At 60.1% G+C, this 17,988-nt stretch carries 11 protein-coding genes; 3 read left to right on the top strand and 8 right to left on the bottom strand.

What is annotated here, in order from left to right:
- Window positions 1–9 precede the first annotated feature (9 nt).
- The 4 genes from BBF94_RS02750 to BBF94_RS02735 all read right to left on the bottom strand — a co-directional run bounded on the left by BBF94_RS02750 (window position 10) and on the right by BBF94_RS02735 (window position 7,816).
- Complete coding sequence (locus tag BBF94_RS02750; protein ID WP_065257525.1) at window positions 10–1,323, bottom strand: C4-dicarboxylate transporter DctA; 1,314 nt, start codon at window positions 1,321–1,323, stop codon at window positions 10–12.
- 345 nt (window positions 1,324–1,668) lie between these two features.
- The gene (locus BBF94_RS02745) at window positions 1,669–2,220 is read right to left on the bottom strand and encodes a hypothetical protein (protein WP_065257524.1); all 552 of its coding nucleotides are present in this window, start codon (window positions 2,218–2,220) and stop codon (window positions 1,669–1,671) included.
- 254 nt (window positions 2,221–2,474) lie between these two features.
- Complete coding sequence (gene glyA / locus BBF94_RS02740) at window positions 2,475–3,728, bottom strand: serine hydroxymethyltransferase (protein ID WP_065257523.1); 1,254 nt, start codon at window positions 3,726–3,728, stop codon at window positions 2,475–2,477.
- Between the two features lie 239 nt (window positions 3,729–3,967).
- Entirely contained in the window at window positions 3,968–7,816 is a 3,849-nt protein-coding gene (locus BBF94_RS02735) for a bifunctional diguanylate cyclase/phosphodiesterase (protein WP_065257522.1), read from the bottom strand.
- Window positions 7,817–8,242: 426 nt separating this feature from the next.
- Between BBF94_RS02735 and ettA the strand changes: the two genes are divergently transcribed.
- On the top strand, window positions 8,243–9,907 hold the full coding sequence (ettA, locus tag BBF94_RS02730) for an energy-dependent translational throttle protein EttA (RefSeq protein WP_065257521.1): 1,665 nt from the start codon (window positions 8,243–8,245) through the stop codon (window positions 9,905–9,907).
- 187 nt (window positions 9,908–10,094) lie between these two features.
- On the top strand, window positions 10,095–11,432 hold the full coding sequence (gene gdhA / locus BBF94_RS02725) for an NADP-specific glutamate dehydrogenase (protein ID WP_065257520.1): 1,338 nt from the start codon (window positions 10,095–10,097) through the stop codon (window positions 11,430–11,432).
- Between the two features lie 10 nt (window positions 11,433–11,442).
- Here gdhA and BBF94_RS02720 read toward each other — a convergent pair whose 3' ends face one another.
- The 4 genes from BBF94_RS02720 to BBF94_RS02705 all read right to left on the bottom strand — a co-directional run bounded on the left by BBF94_RS02720 (window position 11,443) and on the right by BBF94_RS02705 (window position 15,057).
- On the bottom strand, window positions 11,443–11,937 hold the full coding sequence (locus BBF94_RS02720) for a GreA/GreB family elongation factor (RefSeq protein WP_065257519.1): 495 nt from the start codon (window positions 11,935–11,937) through the stop codon (window positions 11,443–11,445).
- A gap of 70 nt (window positions 11,938–12,007) precedes the next feature.
- Window positions 12,008–12,364: a hypothetical protein gene (locus tag BBF94_RS02715; protein ID WP_065257518.1), complete on the bottom strand. Its 357-nt coding sequence runs from the start codon at window positions 12,362–12,364 to the stop codon at window positions 12,008–12,010.
- Window positions 12,365–12,447: 83 nt separating this feature from the next.
- The gene (locus BBF94_RS02710; protein WP_065257517.1) at window positions 12,448–14,301 is read right to left on the bottom strand and encodes an Lnb N-terminal periplasmic domain-containing protein; all 1,854 of its coding nucleotides are present in this window, start codon (window positions 14,299–14,301) and stop codon (window positions 12,448–12,450) included.
- 267 nt (window positions 14,302–14,568) lie between these two features.
- Window positions 14,569–15,057: a DUF3015 domain-containing protein gene (locus BBF94_RS02705; protein WP_065257516.1), complete on the bottom strand. Its 489-nt coding sequence runs from the start codon at window positions 15,055–15,057 to the stop codon at window positions 14,569–14,571.
- A gap of 318 nt (window positions 15,058–15,375) precedes the next feature.
- On the opposite strand from BBF94_RS02705, the gene BBF94_RS02700 reads away from it, so the two are divergent.
- Complete coding sequence (locus BBF94_RS02700; RefSeq protein WP_065257515.1) at window positions 15,376–17,814, top strand: Lon protease family protein; 2,439 nt, start codon at window positions 15,376–15,378, stop codon at window positions 17,812–17,814.
- Window positions 17,815–17,988 lie beyond the last annotated feature (174 nt).

Raw genomic sequence — 17,988 nt, 5'->3', positions numbered from 1 at the left:
GGCGGTCATTCAGAATTCTTTGGCCGCTGCCTGAGCGACCGTTTTTCTTGGTTGAAAGGTATAGCCCTGCTGACCGCTGAGCACCTTGTTTGCCCTTTGCACGTCGATGTCCCTTTCCCAGCGAGCGATGGCCACGGTGGCGACGCAGTTGCCGATCAGGTTGGTCAGCGCCCGACCGATGCCCATGAACCAGTCCACCGCCAACACCAGCACCAGACCGACCACCGGAATCGCCGGGATGGCCGTCAGCGTCGCCGCCAGGATCACCAGGGCCGAGCCGGGAATACCGTGGGCACCTTTTGATGTGATCAGCGACACCAGCAAAATCGTCAGCAGGTCGGTCATGGCCAGCGGCGTCCCGGTGGCGTTGGCGATGAACACGATCGCCAGGGTCAGGTAGATCGAAAAGCCATCGAGATTGAACGAGTAACCGGTGGGAATCACCAGTCCGACGGTGGAGCTGCCGATACCCAGATGTTCCAGCTTGCGCATGATCTGCGGCAGCACGGCGTCGGAGGACGCGGTGCCCATGACGATCAGCAGTTCTTCGCGCAGGTATTTGAGCAATGGCCACATGCGCAGGCCGGAGAGGCGCATCACCAGGCCGAGAATCAGCGCGACGAAGGCCATGCAGGTCAGATAGAACAAACCGACCAGGCTACCCAGATGTTGCAGGGAGTCCAGGCCATATTTGCTGGTGGTGAAGGCGATGGCACCAAACACGCCGATCGGTGCCAGACGCACGATCATGCCCATGATCCGGAAGATCACATGGCTCAGCTCGTTGATCAGTCGCGAGATCCCGGAAGCGGCTTCGCCCACAAGATTCAACGCGCTGCCGAACAGCACCGAAAACAGCAGCACTTGCAGGATGTTGTTGTCGGCGAAGGCGCCCAGTACCGAGGTCGGGATCAGGTCCATCAGGAACTGGGTGGTGGTGTGCATATGCTGTCCACGCTCGGCGATGTCGCCCATGTCGGCGGCGGACAGTTGCTCCAGATGGATATTGGCGCCGCTGCCGATTCCGGTGCTGAACGCGAACACCAGACCGATCACCAGCGCGAGGGTGGTCAGCACTTCGAAGTAGATCACCGATTTGAGGCCGATGCGCCCGACCTTCTTCAGATCGCCCGCGCCGCTGATGCCACTGACCACCACGCAGAACACGATCAGGCCGATGAGCATCTTGATCAGTTTGATGAAACCGTCGCCGAGCGGTTTGAGCTGGGCCGAGTATTCAGGAAGGGTCAGCCCGCAGACGATGCCGAGCATCAGGCCGAGAACCACTTGGAGAAAGATTGAACGCGAGCACCATCTGAGCATGGGAGGAATCCTGGTCGGTGTCCTGGCTGCCGTGCGCGGGGCGCATCAGATTCAGGACTTAATTATTGTGGTCTTACCGGTATGTCCAGTGCGGGTGCAGTCTAGGCGCTGTTTTTTACGGATCGCAAGTGAAAAATGACGAATTGGCATGACCGGTCTGACCAGTGGTGATTGGTCGTCGTCCAAGCGCGAACGGGTTGAAAGGTTTGAGATCGATTGCAGAGGCCGAGCGTTTTTTGCTCGGTGCTACTGCAAAAGCCATGAGTGGTGGTGGGAAGAGAGTGGGGGTTCTGATGTAGTTCCCTGTAGCCGATCAATACTGGATCGGCTACAAAGTTTTACTGATCAGATTTCATCAGGGTGATCAATGTATGAGGCGTTTCGCTCAAGGATTGTAAAACGAAATTTAAAGGGTTTTCCGCCTTTGTCGGCGAAGTAAGTAAACGTTGAGTCATGTAGTTGGTGCGTATGCAATAAACCTGGCGACCCTGAGGTCTGTAGATATGCCTCCAATCTATTTGATTGATGGTTATCAATTGAGAGCGTGTCTCCCTGCTTTCCGATAAGTTTGAAAACGTTCGATCCTTCGGGAGCGAATGCTCCCAGGATCCCGTTTTTGTCGAGGCTCAGGCACTTTCCGTAATAGGGGCCAGGCGTTCGGATATAGAGCCTGTAACCCCGTTCGGAATGCCTGAAATACAAGGTCAGGCGGGGTTCCGGGCGAAAGCCAAGGAGGTGTGAGTCATCACGTGACTGCGGTCTTCCACTGAAGTGCCCGCCACTGAACAAGGGCGAGGCAACAGTGGCCTTCTTGCCGTTTACCACTTCAAGGAAGTGCACCAGATCAGTCGGGATGCCAATAGTTGCAATAAAGGATTTTTGTCGGTCGGTACTCATGTTGCTCTCTCAATATCCATATTGTTTTTTTCCGGCAGCAAGTGCTTCGTTGCTCATGCGCAGGGCATGGATGATGTGCTGTTCGAGAGTCGGTTGGGGAGGAGGTTTGTGCATCAAATTGTTTAATGGTTCTGATGCTGTTTGATGCAGTATTTTTGTTGCTCCGAAGTTTTATGTGTCCTTCGCTTTTTGTTCGGCTATAAAAAAGCCCGATCATTTCTGATCGGGCTTTTTTGTGCGGTAGTGCGGGCTTGTTAAGCGCCGTATACCGGCAGTTTCTTGCAGATGGCTTTGACTTTCTCACGAACGGCGTCGATCACCGCTTCGTTGTTCAGGTCGGCCAGGATGTCGCAGATCCAGCCGGCCAGTTCCTTGCACTCTGCTTCCTTGAAGCCACGAGTGGTCACAGCCGGAGTACCGAAGCGCAGGCCGGAGGTGACGAACGGGGAACGTGGATCGTTTGGCACGGAGTTCTTGTTCACGGTGATGAACGCTTTGCCCAGAGCGGCGTCGGCGTCTTTACCGGAGATTTCCTGCTTGATCAGCGACAGCAGGAACAGGTGGTTTTGAGTACCACCGGACACCACGTCGAAACCGCGCTCGATGAACACGCCGGCCATGGCCTGGGCGTTTTTCACCACTTGTTGCTGGTAAGCCTTGAACTCTGGCTGCAGTGCTTCCTTGAAGCAGATCGCCTTGGCGGCGATCACGTGCTCCAGCGGGCCACCCTGGGCGCCCGGGAATACTGCGGAGTTCAGCTTCTTCTCGATGTCGGCGTTGGCGCGAGCCAGGATCAGGCCACCACGTGGACCGCGCAGGGTCTTGTGAGTGGTGGTGGTGACGACGTCAGCGAATGGAACCGGGTTCGGGTAGACGCCAGCGGCGACCAGACCGGCCACGTGAGCCATGTCGACGAACAGGTAGGCGCCCACCTTGTCGGCGATGGCGCGGAAGCGCGGGAAGTCCAGAACCTGGGAGTAGGCAGAGAAACCGGCCACGATCATCTTCGGCTTGTGTTCTACCGCCAGACGCTCGACTTCGTCGTAGTCGATCAGGCCGTTGGCGTCGATACCGTACTGGATGGCGTTGTACAGCTTGCCGGAGGAGGAAACGCTGGCGCCGTGGGTCAGGTGACCGCCGTGAGCCAGGCTCATGCCCAGGATGGTGTCACCGGCCGACAGCAGGGCCAGGTAAACAGCAGCGTTGGCCTGGGAACCGGCGTGTGGCTGAACGTTGGCGTAGTCGGCGCCGAACAGTTCCTTGGCGCGGTCGATGGCCAGTTGCTCAACGACGTCGACGTACTCGCAACCACCGTAGTAGCGCTTGCCCGGGTAGCCTTCGGCGTACTTGTTGGTCAGTACCGAGCCTTGAGCTTCCATCACCGCTGGGCTGGTGTAGTTCTCCGAAGCGATCAGCTCGATGTGTTCTTCCTGGCGCCGGGCTTCTTGCTCCATGGCGGCAAAAAGATCGGCGTCGTACTTGGCAATAGTCAAATCACGGCTGAACATGGCGGTCCTCAAGGATCGGGGGCAGAAAAGGGGGGCATTCTAACCCAACGGGTTTTGGATGGCATATGAAACGACATCATGTCGCAGACAAGTGGCGTTCATGACCAGATATGTGGCGTCCGTGCCGGCCTTTTCCTGGCCAGCCGGTTCGCACAATAGCCGGGTTGGCGGCAGGATTCCGTGATCGACGTCAATCCCTGTGGGAGCGAGCCTGCTCGCGAAGACCGCGCCGCTGATTTTCAGTCGAACATGAAAAGCGCATCATTGCTGAACTGCGCTTCGAAGCGGGTGGCCGGCATGGGACGCCCGAACAGATAACCCTGAACCTCATCGCAACCGTGCTCGCGCAGAAAGTCCAGCTGTTCATGGGTTTCCACGCCCTCGGCGATCACCGCCAGGTTGAGGCTGTGGGCCATGGCGATGATCGCCCGGGCAATCTGCGCATCCTGCTCGCCGGATGGCAGGCCGTCGACGAAAGTGCGGTCGATCTTGAGCACGTCGATCGGGAATTGCTTGAGGTAGTTCAGCGACGAATAACCAGTGCCGAAGTCGTCGACCGCGATGCTCAGGCCCAGGTTCTTCAGGCCGGCGAGGATCTGCATCGCCTCGCTGACTTCGCGCATCAGGATACTTTCGGTCAGCTCCAGCTCCAGACACGCCGGCGGCAGGCCGGTTTCCTTGAGGATGGTGGCGATCCGCGTGCCGAGCTGGCCGTCGGAGAACTGCCGGGCAGAAATGTTCACCGAGACCTTCGGTACGCGCACGCGGCTCTGGTGCCAGGTCTTGAGCTGACGGCAGGCTTCGCTGATCACCCAGTCGCCGACGTCCACCACCAGTCCGAGTTCTTCGAGTACCGGGATGAAATCCCCCGGCGGCACCAGCCCGCGACGCGGATGACGCCAGCGCAGCAGGGCTTCGGCGCCGGTCAGGCGTTTGCCGTCGCCGCTGAACTGCGGCTGGTAATACAGCACGAATTCGTTCTGCTCGAGGGCATGGCGCAAGTCGCTTTCCAGCTCCAGACGCTCCAGCGCACTGGCGTTCATGTCGGCCTGATAGAACTGGAAGTTGTTCTTGCCGCGCTCCTTGGCGTGGTACATCGCGGTGTCGGCGTTTTTCATCAGCTGGCTGAGTTCGTTGCCGTCCTGCGGGCTCAGGGCGATGCCGATACTGGCGGTGACGAAGAATTCGCGACCTTCCAGCACGAACGGTCGCACCAGACTGCCCAGAATCTGTTCGGCCACATGGATCGCCCGGTTCAGCGCCATCTCGCGGCTGGAGCGATGCTGCAGCAGCAAGGTGAATTCGTCGCCGCCCATCCGTGCCACTGTGTCGTCATCGTCGACGCAGGCCAGCAACCGGGTGGCCATGTCTTTGAGCATGCGGTCGCCGGCGGCGTGACCAAGGGAGTCGTTGATCGGCTTGAAACGGTCGAGGTCGAGGAACATCAGCACCACCCACGACTTCTGCCGTTCGGCCGCTTGCAGTGCGGTGTGCAGGCGATCCTGGAACAGCGTACGGTTCGGCAGATGGGTCAGGGCGTCGTAGTAGGCGAGGCGGTGAATCCGCTGCTCGCTGGCCTTGCGTTCGCTGATGTCGCTGAAGAAGCACACGTAACTGGCGAGGTCGCCTTCATCATCGAGCACGGCGGTGATGCCGACCCACGCCGGGTAGTGTTCGCCATTGCGCCGCTTGAGCCAGACTTCGCCTTCCCACGTGCTGTGCTGATGCAATTGCTTGAGCACGTAGCGCAGGTGCGCGTCCTGTTGTTCGTCGACGGTGAGCATGTTCGGCAACTGGTCGAGCACCTCGCTCACCGCGTAGCCGCTGACCCGGCTGAACGCTTCGTTGGCCTGAACGATATAGCCGGCCGGGTCGGTGATCAGAATCGCCGACGTCGAGTGCTCGAATACCGTGGCCGCCATGCGCAGGTCTTTTTCGGCACGGCGTTGCTGGCTGATGTCGCGACCGACCCCGAGCACGCCTTCGAATGCACCATGTTCATCCCACACCAGTACCAAGCGCAGTTCGATCGGGATCTTGCGGCCATCGGCGCGCAGGCAGTCGAACAGGAACATCTGGGTCTGCACCTGGCTGCGCAGGATGGCCAGTTGCTCGGGCTTGTCCAGGGCCTTGCTGACCCGATCCATCAACTGATAGATGCCGTTGAGTTGCTGCGGGTTGGCGATGGTCGATTGCCAGCCGTTCTGGAAAATCCACTCGGCGTCATAGCCCAGCACTGCTTGCACGGACGGGCTGACGTAGTTCAGCGACAGTTTGCTGTCGGTGGAGAAAATCACGTCGCTGATGCTTTCGGCGAGCATCCGGTAGCGCTGTTCACTGTCGCGCAGGGATTCGCTGGCCTCGATCTGCTCGGTGATGTCCTTGGCCACGCCGATGATCCGCGTCACCTGATCCTGCTTGTCCCGGGCCAGCGCCTGCTCGCGGATATCGAAACGCCGCCACTTGCCGTCACGGTGACGGAAGCGCAACTGGCATTGCAGCAACTGGCTGTAACCGGCGTGGCGCTGCATCTGTCGCGAACGATGGTAGTAGTCGGCGTCTTCCGGGTGCAGGAGGATTTCCCAGAAATACTCGCCCATCTGATGCAGTTCGGTGCGGTTGTAACCGAGCGTCTGGCCCAGGTGGTGGTTGCTGAAGATCATCCGCTGGCTGATCACATCCTGCACGTACAGGTGATCCGGCACGGTGCGCACCACATCCGACCAGAACCCTTCGCGCTCCAGCAGCGACAGTTCGATCAGCTTGCGGCTGGTGATGTCGTTGATGCTCAGGATCACGGCCTTGTAGTCGTGCTGTTCCCGAGGCAGGCGCAGGACCAGCCAGAGGTGCTGGTCGCGGCCATTGATGTCCGGCAGTCGGATTTCCAGTTCCAGCTGTTCCTGTTGCTGAAGCACGGCGTCGAGCACTTGATTGCCGATGGCGCACTGACTGTGCGGACGGCCGTCGATCAGCAATTGCCAGGCGTGCTCGCAGGAATTGACGTTGAGCAGTTGCAGCGCCACCTGATTGACCTCGGTGACCCTCAATTCCTGCAGCAGTTGCAGGCGCTGTGACGGTTGGTCGAGCCAGGCCTTGAGCTGATCGCCGGTCTGGATCCGGGCTCTTTCGAAAACCTGCTTGAGCCCCGACAGATCCAGCACGCACAGCGCCACGCCGGTGCCTTCGAAAATATCCTGATAGCGACGACGCCCCTCATGCACCTGGCGCTGGCGGCGGCGCATGTTCAGCAAGGCGATGAACGGCAGCAGGGACAGCGCCAGGCCCAAGAGACATTTGCCGATAAACGCCGGCAACAACTCTTCGAGCACATGTTGCCGGTCGAACAGTCCGCGCAGTTGCCAGTCACTGCTGCTCAGGGGCACGGTCAGCACGCTGTTGGCCAGATCCTCAGGCGTCAGGGTGCTGGCCTTGATGGACGGCAGGCCTTCGTCGCGGCTGATGATCTGATGGTTGATGCGATTTTCCACCAGCCATAGCGGGCGGATGCCGGTGTCGCCCTGTTTGGTCAGCGAAGAGAAGAATGTCGGTGTCAGGCGCAGCGCCCAGTAACCGCGCGTGCTGCCACTGGCCTGATGCAGCAACAGATGCACCACCGAACCGTCGTCGGCGTTGCTGAAATAGTGCGCCTGGGCATGACTGCGACGCACCAGATCGCTGAGATAGTCGGCGTCCTTGCTGTCTGTGGCGCTGTCGCTGAGGACTTTCCCCGAGGGGCTGAGCAAGGCCAGGCTTTGCAGGTCCGGCAGGGACTTCTGCAGCTTGCGCAGCAGCGCCTGCTGTTCGTCGGCGGACTGTGGCTGTTCGACGATCGGTAGCAGATTGAGGGCGATCTGCGCGTTCAGCGACATGTTGAGGCTGACTTGCGAAGCGAGATCGGCGGTGTAGTCGATGGTGTACTGGCGCTGGTTTTTCTGGGTCTCGCGCAACTGATCGAGCAATTGCCAGAACAGCAACGCCAGCAGCATCAGCACCAATGTTGCCAGCGCGCCCTTCAATGTTCCGCGCAGGGACGAGCCGGGCGCCGGTTGGGTGCTGCTCACAGAGGCTGGCGGAGTGACATTGGACAAGCTGTAATCCTGCGGTCTGGCTGGACTGGCGCGACGTGCACTATAAGCCGGGCGCCCAAAGGGCGGCTAGCATGCCTTGAGTTGTGGCGAAGTGCCAGCCCCGCTCGGCTGGACTGCCTTCCGTCATTAAGGTAGCTTTGCCGGTTACGCGGGAGCCCAGACACTGTTAAAACTGCTGCGCTCGGAAATACTGCGTTGAAAACAGGCTCGGACTGCTCATTTACAACCCGTAAACTCCGCGTCCTCGCCTGTTTCCGCCTTGTCTTTCCTTCGCTCGTTACGTTTTAACAGCGTCTGGCCCAGCTCCTAGACTCAGACTTTTTCCGCGCGCACGCATTGATGACCATCAAATGAACGACGCGCACCGGTCTGGCCGGGCATCGCCTGCGCTTCAATCATTCATCTGTCACTGACCCAAGGTTCTCCATGGCTCAATACGTCTTCACCATGCATCGGCTGGGCAAAGTTGTTCCGCCGAAGCGGGAAATCCTGAAAAACATTTCGCTGTCCTTCTTCCCGGGCGCCAAGATCGGTGTACTCGGCCTCAACGGTTCGGGTAAGTCCACGCTGCTGAAAATCATGGCCGGCGTCGACACCGAATTCGAAGGCGAAGCGCGCCCGATGCCGGAACTGAACATCGGTTATCTGCCGCAAGAGCCGCAACTTGATCCGACCAAGACCGTGCGCGAAGTGGTCGAGGAAGCGGTCAGCGTGATCAAGGATGCCCAGGCTCGCCTGGACGAGGTCTACGCCGCCTACGCCGACCCGGACGCCGACTTCGACAAGCTGGCCGCCGAACAGGCCAAGCTTGAAGCGATCCTGCAGGCCAGCGACGGTCACAACCTGGAGCGTCAACTGGAAGTCGCCGCCGATGCGCTGCGTCTGCCGGCCTGGGACGCCAGGGTCGAACACCTGTCCGGTGGTGAAAAACGTCGTGTGGCCCTGTGCCGTCTGCTGCTGTCCGCCCCGGACATGCTGTTGCTCGACGAACCGACCAACCACCTGGACGCCGACTCCGTCGCGTGGCTCGAACACTTCCTGCACGACTTCCCGGGCACTGTGGTCGCGATCACGCACGACCGTTACTTCCTGGACAACGTCGCCGGCTGGATTCTGGAACTCGACCGCGGTGCGGGCATTCCTTACGAGGGCAACTACTCGGGTTGGCTGGAAGCCAAATCCGAGCGTCTGGCCCAGGAATCCAAGCAGCAGTCGGCTCACGAAAAAGCCATGAAGGAAGAACTGGAGTGGGTGCGCAAAGGCGCCAAGGCCCGCCAGTCGAAATCCAAGGCACGTCTGCAGCGCTTCGAAGAAATGCAGTCGCAGGAATTCCAGAAGCGGTCGGAAACCAACGAGATCTACATCCCGGCCGGTCCGCGCCTGGGCGACAAGGTCATCGAATTCAAGAACGTCACCAAGGGCTACGGCGATCGCGTGCTGATCGACAACCTGTCGTTCTCCATGCCCAAAGGTGCCATCGTCGGCGTGATCGGCGGTAACGGTGCCGGTAAGTCGACCCTGTTCCGCATGCTGATGGGCAAGGAAACCCCGGACTCCGGCAGCATCGAGATCGGCGAAACCGTGCAACTGGCCTGTGTGGACCAGAGCCGCGAAGACCTGGACGGCAACAAGACCGTGTTCCAGCAGATCTCCGACGGTTCCGACCAGATCCGCATCGGCAACTACGAGATCCCGTCGCGTACCTACGTCGGTCGCTTCAACTTCAAGGGCGGCGATCAGCAGAAGTTCGTCAAGGACCTGTCCGGTGGTGAGCGCGGTCGCCTGCACCTGGCGCTGACCCTGAAGGAGGGCGCGAACGTTCTGCTGCTCGACGAACCGTCCAACGACCTCGACGTCGAAACCTTGCGTTCCCTGGAAGAAGCCCTGCTGGACTTCCCGGGCGCCGCCATTGTGATCTCTCACGACCGGTGGTTCCTTGACCGCGTCGCGACGCACATCCTGGCGTACGAAGACGACTCGCAAGCGGTGTTCTTCGAAGGCAACTACACCGAGTACGAAGCCGATCGTAAAAAACGCCTCGGCGAAGCAGCGGCCCAGCCACACCGGGTACGCCACAAGAAACTGGCCTGATTTCAGGCCGGTTGCATGAAAGAGCGGAGCCTTCGGGCTCCGTTTTTTTTTGCCTGCAATCTGGCTTGATTTATGAAATGTGTACTATCTGATTTCATAAGTGCGACATTTTTGTCTGTTACTGTGTACATATCGTTTGTTACAGTCCGGCTCAATCCAACGACAACAAATCTGCCGAGACTTTCCCATGATCGAATCCGTCGACTCCTTCCTCGCCCGTCTGAAAAAACGCGATCCGGATCAACCCGAATTCCACCAGGCCGTCGAAGAAGTCCTGCGCAGCCTGTGGCCCTTTCTCGAAGCCCATCCGCACTATCTGGCCTCGGGGATTCTGCAGCGCATCTGCGAGCCGGAGCGGGCGGTGGTGTTCCGGGTGTCGTGGGTCGACGATCAGGGCAAGGTGCAGGTCAATCGCGGTTTCCGCATCCAGATGAACAGCGCCATCGGCCCCTACAAGGGCGGTTTGCGTTTCCATCCTTCGGTGAACATGGGTGTGCTGAAATTTCTCGCCTTCGAGCAGACCTTCAAGAATTCCCTGACCTCGCTGCCCATGGGGGGGGGCAAGGGCGGTTCGGACTTCGATCCGAAGGGCAAGAGCGACGCCGAAGTCATGCGTTTCTGTCAGGCGTTCATGAGCGAGCTGTACCGCCACATCGGCGCCGACGTGGACGTGCCGGCGGGTGATATCGGGGTCGGTGCCCGGGAGATCGGTTTCCTGTTCGGCCAGTACAAACGCCTGAGCAACCAGTTCACCAGCGTGCTGACCGGCAAGGGCATGACCTATGGCGGCAGCCTGATCCGTCCGGAAGCCACGGGTTTCGGTTGCGTGTATTTCGCCGAGGAAATGCTCAAGCGCCGCGAGCAGACCGTCGCAGGCAAGCGCGTGGCGATTTCCGGATCCGGCAACGTTGCGCAATACGCGGCCCGCAAAGTGATGGATCTGGGCGGCAAAGTGATTTCGCTGTCCGACTCCGAAGGCACGCTGTATTGCGAGGCCGGCCTGAGCGAAGAACAGTGGCTGGCGCTGCTGGAACTGAAAAACGTCAAGCGTGGGCGGATCAGTGAGTTGGCCGCAGCATTCGGTCTTGAGTTCCGCGCCGGGCAGTTGCCATGGGCGTTGCCGTGCGACATTGCGCTGCCGTGCGCCACCCAGAACGAACTCGACGCCGAAGCGGCTCGCACCTTGTTGCGCAACGGCTGCATCTGTGTGGCCGAAGGCGCGAACATGCCGACCACTCTGGAGGCTGTGGATATCTTTATCGAGGCGGGGATCCTGTTCGCCCCGGGCAAGGCATCCAATGCCGGTGGCGTGGCGGTGAGCGGTCTGGAGATGTCACAGAACGCCATGCGCCTGCTGTGGACGGCGGGCGAGGTGGACAGCAAGCTGCACGGGATCATGCAGTCGATCCACCACGCCTGTGTGCATTACGGTGAGGAAAACGGGCGGATCAACTACGTCAAAGGCGCGAACATCGCCGGCTTCGTCAAAGTCGCCGACGCGATGCTGGCGCAGGGCGTGGTTTAAGCCCCTCGGTTCAAGAGCGATCGATACGGATCACTTCGATCAGTTGATTGCCGGCCGGGCGTTGCCACAGCACTTCGTCATTGAGCCGTGCGCCAAGCAGAGCGCGGCCCAGTGGCGAGGCCCAGTTGATCAGGCCGTTGGCGGCATCAGCCTGGTCTTCACCGACCAGCTGTACCCGACGCTCGGTGCCGTGCTCGTCGGCGTAGGTCACCCAGCTGCCGATCTGAACTTTTTCGTTGGATGTCGGGATCGGCACAACCTGCGCGCTGCCGACCCGTTGGTTGAAATAACGCAGATCCCGTTCCAGATCGGCCAGCCGCTGCGGGTCGGACTGCTCGCCCATGCCGGTCTGCGCGGTGTGCAGGGCCTGAAGCTCGGCGACTTTTGCCTGCAACTGGGCAAGCCCCTGCGGCGTGACGTAATTGGGCTGGCTGCTGACCTGCCGTTCGACCGGCTGATCGGCCTGCGCGGCGGCGTTATCTTCGTTGACGAAAGCACGGCTCATGGTGACCTCCTGTGACAACCGTTGGGCCATGGTCTCAGGCATTTGGTTTCACCGGATGTCTGGATGCGACCTATTGCGAACGATAAGCCCGGGCGGCGTCCTGATCCTTCCGTTGCTGCCAGGCTCGCTCGCGCTCGTCCCAGTGTTCGTTGCGATACTCCTCGCGATCCTTGTTTTCCAGCATCGCCTGACACTGGCGGAAACCATCGCTCCAGCCCTCGGCGTATTGCGGATCCTTGAGATAGCGCGGCACGTTCTTGCGAAATTCGCCACTGATCGAACCGGCCGCCTGGCGACCGCTGATACAGCCGTCATCGAAACCGTCGGCGAACGCCGGTGGATAACCCCTGGCGATCAGATCCTCGTGGGTGCTCTGACAACCACACAGCAACAACAATGCGCCCACAAAACTCGCATACCGCCACATCTGAATCTCCCGCGCCGTTCTCCGCTTACAGGGAAAGTCTAGAAGCGGATTCGTCGACGGGGTGTGAAAGGAAGATCAAAACCTCAGTAGTGATACCACTTCACTTCGAGCATCACTTCGGTCTCCGGCGTTGCCAGATGGCTGAATTCACGCTGCGCACTCAGGCGCACACCCAGGTTGCGGGACAACTCCCATTGCTGGTTCAGACTCAGGCTGCGGCGCACTTCGCCGTTGAAGAAGTAATCGCCCTTGGCCTCCACACTGAGATTGCCCAACGGGTTTTTCCACAACACGCCGGTATTGAAACCGCCTGCGGGGGAAACGAATTCGGCGAAGTCATTGTTGTGTTCGATCCGCACCGTACCAAGGGCGAAACCGAGTACGTCGTCACCCAATTGCCAGGTGCCGCCACCGCCGCCATTGACATGGCTGACCAGATTTTCATCGTCATGCTTGCCCGGTACCCGCTCCAGGCCACCGGTGACTTGCCATGAGAGTGGCTGCAACAGCGCATTGCGCGGCGTCAGCGAGCGGATGGTCGCCAGATCCAGTTGTTGGAATTGCCAGTGATTGCCTTCGTACTGGCGCAGCTTCATCTGCAGGATTTCGATCTGCGCACCGAGGGGAAAGCTTTCGGCGTTGTCATTGAGGTCGTGATAGGCCATGCGCAGCCCGTATTCGCCGAAAGCACGGTCGCCACGAGTACCGAGACCGGCCTGCCATGTGCGGGACTCGTGGCCGTCTTCGGGCAGGCCCGGTTGCGGAATCTGCAGCTCCGGCGCCGGATTCTTGTTGATCGCTCGCAGCAATTCGAAACTGCGCTGCGCCCGTTGCGGATCACGTTCCTGGCCGTTGGCGCGGTAGCGCTCCAGCCGATACGCGGCGTCGATGATCAGCGCTTGCCGGTCGCGGGGCAGGGCCTTGAAGGCCGGGTCCTGCAACACCTGTTGATCAGCGCTGGCTTTCAGCACCCATTGCTGTTCGTCATTGTTCAAAGGTTCCGCGCGGCTGAGCAACTCACGCTCGCGGGACGGGCGATATTCGATGTGCTCGACCAGCCCGGCTTCCTTCACGGCCTTGACGGTATCGGTGGGAATTGCGGTCAGCGGGAATTGCTCGGTCAGGCGCAGGCTCGGGCGCGCGACCTGCAACAGTTCGAGCAGGCGATAGGAACAGTTTTCGTCGAAGAAGAAGTAATCGAACTTGATCTGCTTCAGCTCCCACACATGTTCGACCATCCGTGCGGTTTCCGCCTGCGTCAGATTGAGCCGGTACTCCCACAGGTCGCGGTTTTCCAGGCTGCGGTATTCCGAGAGCTTTTCCTGGTACGGCACCAGCGCGAACAGTCCCGGATAACCGCCCATCAGGCCTTTCCAGGCATACAGGATGCTGTTGTCGGAGCCTTCGATGTAGGCGCCGAAGTTGATCGCGTAGCTGAGCAGCGAAGTCTTGTCGCTTTGCACGTCGGCCTGATCGATGCGCAACAGTGTGTGGCCGAACATCGACGATGGGCTATTGAGGTAGGCCGCCGGGAAAATCATCACCGTGCTGTGGGGCGAGACGTCCTTGAACCATTTCTTGAATTCGGCGCAGTCTGGCGTCGGCAGGTCTTGAAGGTTGAGTCGCTCTTTCAGCCAGCGGGTGCGCGCCGGGTAAACGCACTGGGCGTGCTGCTCACCTAGGCTGGCGGGGGCGTACAGCGCCTGGACGGTGGCCGCCAGTTCATGGTCGGGGTGTTCGTTGCCGTCGGGGGCGAGGAAGAACTTTTTGTCGCTGACGTAGCTACGCCAGCCGCCGAGCTTGGCGGTTTCGTAATGGCCGAGGGAAATCCAGAAACGGTCGTTGGCCAGTTGCTGCAAACGTTGAGGGTCGATGTGAGGCGCGGCGGATAGCGGGGCGCAGACACACAGCGCCAGCCAGGCAAGGCGTTTGAGCATAAATGGCAACTTAAGTCGAAAGAAAAACAAAGGCCCCAGATGTAATACCGAACAGTCGATCTGCACCCACCCTGTGGCGAGGCAGCTTGCTCCCGCTGGGCGCAAAGCGACCCCGATCTTCAGAAGAGGGAGCGCTGCGCACTCCAGCGGGAGCAAGCTCCCTCGCCACAGGATCCAGTGCGTGTCACAACTGATCCGGCATCGCTCAAAAAGGGCGGGTCATAAAAAACAAAACCCGCTTCCCGAAAGAAGCGGGTGGGGTCGAGCTTAAGCCTGAGTCGCGTACTTGGCCAGACGAGGGTCTGCTTTCAGCACGGCCAGGGTGTTGGTATGCACGTCTTCGGCGGTCACGTCAGCCTTGCTGAAGATCTGCTGGAAGTGCTCGTGAGTGACGGCGGCGAAATGCGCACGGTCTTCCGGCGCCACGCCCAGTACCACGGCATAGGTCGTCAGCGCTTCGCCGTTGCCTTTGGCCATGTCTTCGGACAGCTCGTTCATCATGCCATTCATGGCAAACCAGGATTTGCCGCCGTAGGTCAGCGCTGCGTTGGTGGAGCAACCGTTGGTGCCGGAGGTCATGCCGAACGTGGCGTTGCCGGAGGTGCCGTTGGTGGTGGATGCCAGGAAGTGAGCCGGGGTGCCACGCTGGCCTTCGAACAGCATGTTGCCCCAGCCGCAATCCGGACCGCCTGGCGCCTGAGCCATGGCGTTGATGGATACAGCGGTGAAGAGAGTACCGAGAAGAATCCGTTTCATAGCTTTGTTCTCTTTTATGTGCGTACCAATGGACAGGGTTCTGGCCCCGCTCTCTACGTCAAAACGCCGCTTGGCGAGTTCTGTACAGACCTTCTGGCGCCAGTGGGCCGGTATTAGTTCCAGCCGCGCAGTTTGGAGTTTAGGCACGTTCCGGCGGTTCCGTGATTTTTTACACAATATCTGGAATAAACCCCACACCACCGGACCGGCCGCGGGAATGACCGGTTGTCTATGCTTTGTCGGGTGGCGCCTTGCCAGTGGGGCACGGGCAGCGCCAGAATGCCGCTATCTGCCCCGCCTGATTGTTAAGGAAGCCCGATGCCTGATCCTGTTGCTGCCAGCTTGCGTCTTGCGCCCGAAGCGCTGACCCGTCCGTTTTCCGCTGAACAGTTCAGCTTCACTACCACCAATGATCTGGAGCCCTTTCGCGGTGTGCTCGGCCAGGAACGTGCGGTCGAAGCCTTGCAGTTCGGTGTGGCGATGCCACGCCCCGGTTACAACGTTTTCGTCATGGGCGAGCCCGGCACCGGCCGTTTCTCGTTCGTCAAACGCTACCTGAAGGCCGAAGGCAAGCGCCTGCAGACCCCGGCGGACTGGGTCTACGTCAACAACTTCGATGAGCCGCGCGAACCACGCGCCCTGGAGCTGCCGTCGGGCAGCGCCGCCGCTTTCACCAGCGACATCAGCGGCCTGATCGACAACTTGCTGGTGACGTTTCCCGCAGTGTTCGAACACCCGTCCTACCAGCAGAAAAAAAGCGCCATCGACCGCGCCTTCAATCAGCGTTACGACAAGGCGCTGGACGTCATCGAGCGTCTGGCTCTGGAAAAAGACGTCGCCCTGTATCGCGACAGCAGCAACATCGCCTTCACGCCGATGCTCGAAGGCAAGGCGCTGGACGAAGCCGAATTCGCGCAATTGCCGGAAGCCGAGCGCGAACGTTTTCACGATGACATTTCCGGCCTCGAAGAGCGCCTGAATGAAGAACTCGCGAGCCTGCCGCAATGGAAGCGCGAGTCGAGCAACCAGTTGCGCCAGCTCAACGAAGAAACCATCACCCTGGCGCTGCAGCCATTGCTTGCGCCGTTGTCGGAAAAGTACGCGGAAAACGCCGGGGTCTGCGGTTACCTGCAGGCGATGCAGGTCTACCTGTTGAAGACCGTGGTCGAGCAACTGGTGGACGACAGCAAGACCGATGCGGTAGCGCGCAAACTGCTGGAGGAGCAATACGCGCCGAGCCTGGTGGTCGGTCATCCGGCCAGTGGCGGCGCACCGGTGGTGTTCGAACCGCACCCGACTTATGAAAACCTGTTTGGCCGGATCGAATACACCACCGATCAGGGCGCGCTCTACACCACGTATCGTCAATTGCGCCCCGGTGCGCTGCACCGCGCCAACGGTGGCTTCCTGATCCTTGAAGCGGAAAAAATGCTCAGCGAGCCGTTCGTGTGGGATGCACTCAAGCGTGCCCTGCAATCGCGCAAACTGAAAATGGAATCGCCGCTGAGCGAGATGGGGCGCTTCGCCACCGTGACACTCAATCCGCAGCACATTCCGCTGCAGGTCAAAGTGATCATCATCGGTGCGCGTCAGTTGTATTACACGCTGCAGGACCTCGATCCGGATTTCCAGGAGATGTTCCGCGTCCTGGTGGATTTCGACGAAGACATCCCGATGGTCGACGAAAGCCTGGAGCAGTTCGCCCAGCTGCTGAAAACCCGAACCTCGGAGGAGGGCATGGCGCCGTTGACCGCCGACGCCGTGGCGCGTCTGGCGACCTACAGTGCGCGTCTGGCGGAGCATCAGGGGCGGTTGTCGGCGCGGATCGGCGATCTGTTCCAGCTGGTCAGCGAAGCGGATTTCATCAGGCACCTGGCCAATGATGAAATGACCGACGCCGGCCACATCGAGCGCGCCCTCAAAGCCAAGGCCACGCGCACCGGTCGTGTGTCGGCGCGGATTCTCGACGACATGCTGGCGGGGATCATCCTGATCGACACCGACGGTGCGGCGGTCGGCAAGTGCAACGGCCTGACGGTGCTTGAGGTCGGCGACTCGGCGTTTGGCGTGCCGGCGCGGATTTCCGCCACGGTGTACCCGGGCGGTAGCGGCATCGTCGACATCGAGCGTGAGGTCAACCTCGGTCAGCCGATCCACTCCAAGGGCGTGATGATTCTCACCGGGTATCTGGGCAGCCGTTACGCTCAGGAATTTCCGCTGGCGATTTCCGCGAGCATCGCTTTGGAGCAATCCTACGGTTATGTCGATGGCGACAGTGCATCGCTGGGCGAGGCATGCACACTGATTTCGGCGTTGTCGAAGACACCGCTCAAGCAATGCTTCGCCATCACCGGCTCGATCAACCAGTTCGGTGAAGTGCAGGCAGTGGGTGGGGTCAACGAGAAAATCGAAGGCTTCTTCCGTCTCTGTGAAGCGCGCGGGCTGACGGGCGAACAGGGCGCGATCATTCCGCAAGCCAACGTGGCCACGCTGATGCTCGACGAGAAAGTGCTGGCCGCCGTACGGGCCGGGCAATTCCACGTTTATGCAGTGCGTCAGGCGGATGAAGCACTGAGCCTGCTGGTGGGCGAACCTGCCGGCGAGCCGAACGAAGCGGGCGAATTCCCCGAAGGCAGCGTCAACGCGCGGGTGGTGGAGCGTCTGCGGGTGATTGCCGAGATGATCAGCGAAGACGATCTGAAGGAAGCCGAGAAGGAACTGGCGCAGGAGGCGCTGGCCGAGGCCAAACCGGCGTAAGTCAGACAGCCGTCAAAGAAATGGGAGCCTCGTGCTCCCATTTTGTTTTGTCGCGAACTTCGGCAAAAGTGCCATCACTCTGGCGTCAATATTCACACAATGACCATTCGGCGCCTTCTGGTTCCATTCGGTTGGCGCGGCGGACTTTTCTTCTATTCTCAGCTCAAGGACATC

Origin of the sequence: Pseudomonas bananamidigenes (genome assembly GCF_001679645.1) — a bacterium.
Lineage (GTDB): Bacteria > Pseudomonadota > Gammaproteobacteria > Pseudomonadales > Pseudomonadaceae > Aquipseudomonas > Aquipseudomonas bananamidigenes.
The sequence above is the reverse complement of the archived record's forward strand: the minus strand, read 5'-3'. Positions and strand labels throughout refer to the sequence as shown.

Excerpts from the sequence above, each read along its gene's own strand:
- BBF94_RS02710 (WP_065257517.1), bottom strand. The coding sequence starts at position 14,301 with ATGCTCAAACGCCTTGCCTGGCTGGCGCTGTGTGTCTGCGCCCCGCTA.
- BBF94_RS02715 (WP_065257518.1), bottom strand. The coding sequence starts at position 12,364 with ATGTGGCGGTATGCGAGTTTTGTGGGCGCATTGTTGTTGCTGTGTGGT.
- glyA (WP_065257523.1), bottom strand. The coding sequence starts at position 3,728 with ATGTTCAGCCGTGATTTGACTATTGCCAAGTACGACGCCGATCTTTTT.
- BBF94_RS02705 (WP_065257516.1), bottom strand. The coding sequence starts at position 15,057 with ATGAAACGGATTCTTCTCGGTACTCTCTTCACCGCTGTATCCATCAAC.
- BBF94_RS02745 (WP_065257524.1), bottom strand. The coding sequence starts at position 2,220 with ATGAGTACCGACCGACAAAAATCCTTTATTGCAACTATTGGCATCCCG.
- ettA (WP_065257521.1), top strand. The coding sequence starts at position 8,243 with ATGGCTCAATACGTCTTCACCATGCATCGGCTGGGCAAAGTTGTTCCG.
- BBF94_RS02750 (WP_065257525.1), bottom strand. The coding sequence starts at position 1,323 with ATGCTCAGATGGTGCTCGCGTTCAATCTTTCTCCAAGTGGTTCTCGGC.
- BBF94_RS02720 (WP_065257519.1), bottom strand. The coding sequence starts at position 11,937 with ATGAGCCGTGCTTTCGTCAACGAAGATAACGCCGCCGCGCAGGCCGAT.
- gdhA (WP_065257520.1), top strand. The coding sequence starts at position 10,095 with ATGATCGAATCCGTCGACTCCTTCCTCGCCCGTCTGAAAAAACGCGAT.
- BBF94_RS02700 (WP_065257515.1), top strand. The coding sequence starts at position 15,376 with ATGCCTGATCCTGTTGCTGCCAGCTTGCGTCTTGCGCCCGAAGCGCTG.